The sequence below is a fragment of the Kocuria atrinae C3-8 genome, assembly GCF_000286355.1.
In the GTDB taxonomy this organism is placed as follows: Bacteria; Actinomycetota; Actinomycetes; order Actinomycetales; family Micrococcaceae; genus Kocuria; species Kocuria atrinae_A.
This window is the reverse complement of sequence record NZ_AJXN01000197.1, coordinates 1-3,232: the sequence shown is the minus strand read 5'-3', so window position 1 is coordinate 3,232 and position 3,232 is coordinate 1. Positions and strand designations below refer to the sequence as shown.

1 pseudogene is annotated in these 3,232 nt (G+C 64.5%); it reads right to left on the bottom strand.

Annotation, left to right across the window (positions count from 1 at the left end):
* Positions 1–182: 182 nt before the first annotated feature.
* Positions 183–2,730 (bottom strand): annotated as a pseudogene (locus YO9_RS0115660) (excinuclease ABC subunit UvrA).
* Positions 2,731–3,232 lie beyond the last annotated feature (502 nt).

Below are 3,232 nucleotides of genomic sequence, written 5' to 3'. Positions count from 1 at the left end.
TGTGGCGCAGCTTGGTAGCGCACTTGACTGGGGGTCAAGGGGTCGCAGGTTCAAATCCTGTCAGCCCGACCAGAGTTTCCCATCAGGGAAGCAGTTAGGCCCCGGAACCAGCACTGGTTCCGGGGCCTTTTTGCTATCCCGAGAAACTCAGCACCGATTTGCAGGCCCCTGTGGCGGGAACTCTATTCGGAAACCCTGGCCTCAGCACGCCGCGCGAGGTAGACCCCCGTGCGGCTGTCCTCGCGAGTCGCCAGTTCGGCTGGGGTCCCGGAGGCCACCACGGATCCACCGGCCGAGCCCGCACCTGGGCCCATATCGACGATCCAGTCGACGACGCTTAGGGTCCGCAGATCGTGGTCAGCGATGACCACGGTGTTCCCCGCATCCGCGAGCAGTTGGAGTTGGGCGATCAGGAGATCGGCATCGGCGGGATGGAGCCCGGTCGTGGGCTCATCGAGGATGTAGAGGCTGTGGCCACGCGATGATCGGTGCAGTTCGGAGACGAGTTTGATGCGCTGGGCTTCACCGCCGGACAGAGTGGGTGCGCTTTGACCCAAACTGACATAGCCCAGGCCGATGTTCTGCAGCAGCGTGAGGATTGCTGACGCCTTGGGCACGTCACTGAGGAAGTCGGCTGCTTCGTCTACGGTCATGGCGAGCACATCCGCGATCGAATGGTCGCGGTAGGTGACTTCGAGGGTCTCAGGGTTGTACCGCTTGCCGTGGCAATCCGGACACGGGGCGGTCTCCGTGGGCATGAACAGCAATTCGATGCTGACCTCGCCATCGCCCAGGCACGTTGGGCACCGCCCCTCGGGCTGGTTGAAGGAGAAGCGACCCACGCCGAAGCCACGTTCCTTGGCCCCAGGCTGCGCGGCGAAAAGTTTACGAACGCCGTCGAAAAGGCCGGTGTAGGTCGCGAGGGTCGAGCGGGACGTCCGCCCAATCGGACGTTGGTCGACCTCGATCACGCGGTCGACGGCGTCCAATCCAGTTGTGGACGCGGTCTCCAGTTGCTCGCTGCCCAGATCCCAGACGGGAGCGCCGTTGACGAGCTCTTCGGCGATCTCGACAGAATCAGGATTGTGCTCTTCATCCGCTTTGACGTCAGTGGCATTGAGCTGGGCGCGAGCGGCGTCGGCGAGTGCCGTGAGAACGGTGGTCTTACCCGAACCGGAGACTCCGCTGATCGCGGTGAACGCGTGCTGTGGGAAGCGGATGTCAACGCCGGAGAGGTTGTGCCCCGTGACGCCGTGCAGTTCGATCCAGTCGTTGAGCTCGCGCGAGGTGTTCGGTCCCGGTGGCTGTGGAGCCGAGGGACCGAGATAGCGTGCGGTGGCCGATTCCTCGACATCGGCAAGTCCATCTGACGGGCCGTTGTAGAGCACGCGTCCGCCGTAGCGGCCCGCACCCGGACCGAGGTCCACGATCCAGTCCGCGGTGCGAATGATCTGTGCGTTGTGCTCGACCACGAAAACCGTGTTGCCGTCGTCCTTGAGTCGCTTCAGCGCGCCGAGGAGCAGTTCGAGATCGGAGGGATGGAGTCCGGCAGAGGGCTCGTCGAGCACGTAGAGGACCCCGAAGAGGCCGCTGCGCAACTGGGTGGCCAGGTGGAGTCGCTTGAGTTCACCGCTTGAGAGCGTCGACGTCGGTCGCGCGGTTTCGAGGTAGCCGAGCCCGATGTCGACCATGGTCGCGATGTGGTCCTGGAGGACATCGATAAGCGCAAGAGCAGCTTGTCTGCGCTCAACAGAGAGCTCGTCGGTAGCCGAGTGCGTGCGAGCGGCGTCGAGGAACGAGGCGAGGTCGGCGAGGGGGAGGCGAGCGGCGTCGGCGATGTCCATGCCGGCGATCGTGACCGCCAGAGCTTCCGGATTGAGGCGCTTGCCGTGACACGTGGGGCAGAGCTGGTCGGTCATGAACGATGCGGCCTTCGCGCGCATCCGGGCCGACGGCGAATCCGCGAAGGTGTGCTCGACCCACCGCTTGGGGCTCATGTACGTGCCGTTGTAGCGATCGCCGATGCGGACGGTGGGTTGCTCGTCGGTGGTGAGCACCCACTCGCGCGTGTCGGCGGGAAGTGACTCGAAGGGGACGTCGATGTCGATGCCGAGGACACGGAGGATGCGGCGGTTGTTCTTGCCACCGAAGGCGCCCGGCCAAGCGACGATTGCGCCGTCGTCGATGCTCAGCGAGGGGTTGCCCACGAGCTTGTCGATGTCCACCAGCAGGAGACGTCCCATGCCCGAGCAGGTGCGGCAGGCGCCGACTGCGGTGTTGGGGGAGAAGCTGTCCGAGTCCAGGGGAGCGGCGTCGCGCGGGAAGGTGCCCGCGAGATCGGCGGGGCGGTAGCCTCGGGGTAGGTACCCGACCGCGAGAAGAGCATGCGCAGGACGTTCGAAATCCGGGACACGGTGCCGACCGACGATCGCGTGCTCCCCGCGTGCTGCTGGCGCAGGGCCACAGCCGGCGGGAGCCGCTGATGAGCCGGACGTGCGGCGCGGAACCTTGGTCGATGAGCCTGCGCGCGTAGGGCGAGACCGACTCGAGGTAGCGCTGGCGGGAGTGTGAGTAAATCGTGCCGAACGCGAGCGAGGATTTTCCCGACCCGGAGATTCCGGTGAAGGCGACCACGGTGTCGCGGGGGATGTCGACGTCGAGCGCTCGCAGGTTGTGTTCGCGGGCGCCGCGGACGGCGATGTGTCCGGGAACTGCGTCGCTCGACTCCAACTGTCCTCCTAGACATGCTCATGACTTTGGCCGCTGCGATCGAGGTGTCAAAGGCCGGTACGGGACTTCGGATCTGGTCCCGGTGGATTCAGCCTGGCGATTGGTCCGGACGTCGCTTACTCCACTAACTACCTTACGAGGCAAGGCGTGTAGGCGCCGGTTCTACCGATTGGTGTTCTTCTGCGCCGCGTACCTTTGCGCCTCCAGCCGTGAATTCTGATACCCGGGGATGCGTTCGGTGCGCGCCGTGAAGTCGTCATGGAACACAGCCACAAAGCTACCTCGTGTGAAGTCCCATACTCGCCGTAGTCTCCCTTGGTGCGTAGGTCGCTGGAGGGTGGATTTTGCGGGCGTAGGCAAGTTGCCCCGGGCTGTCCGTGGTGAGAGGTGCCCGTTGAGATCTTTGCGTTTCCAGGAGCCACCCATGGAAAGTGGGGTTTGAAGTCCTGATGCACGTGCCATGGGATGTTCCCTGCGGATCTTTAGCCTCGATCCACCGACT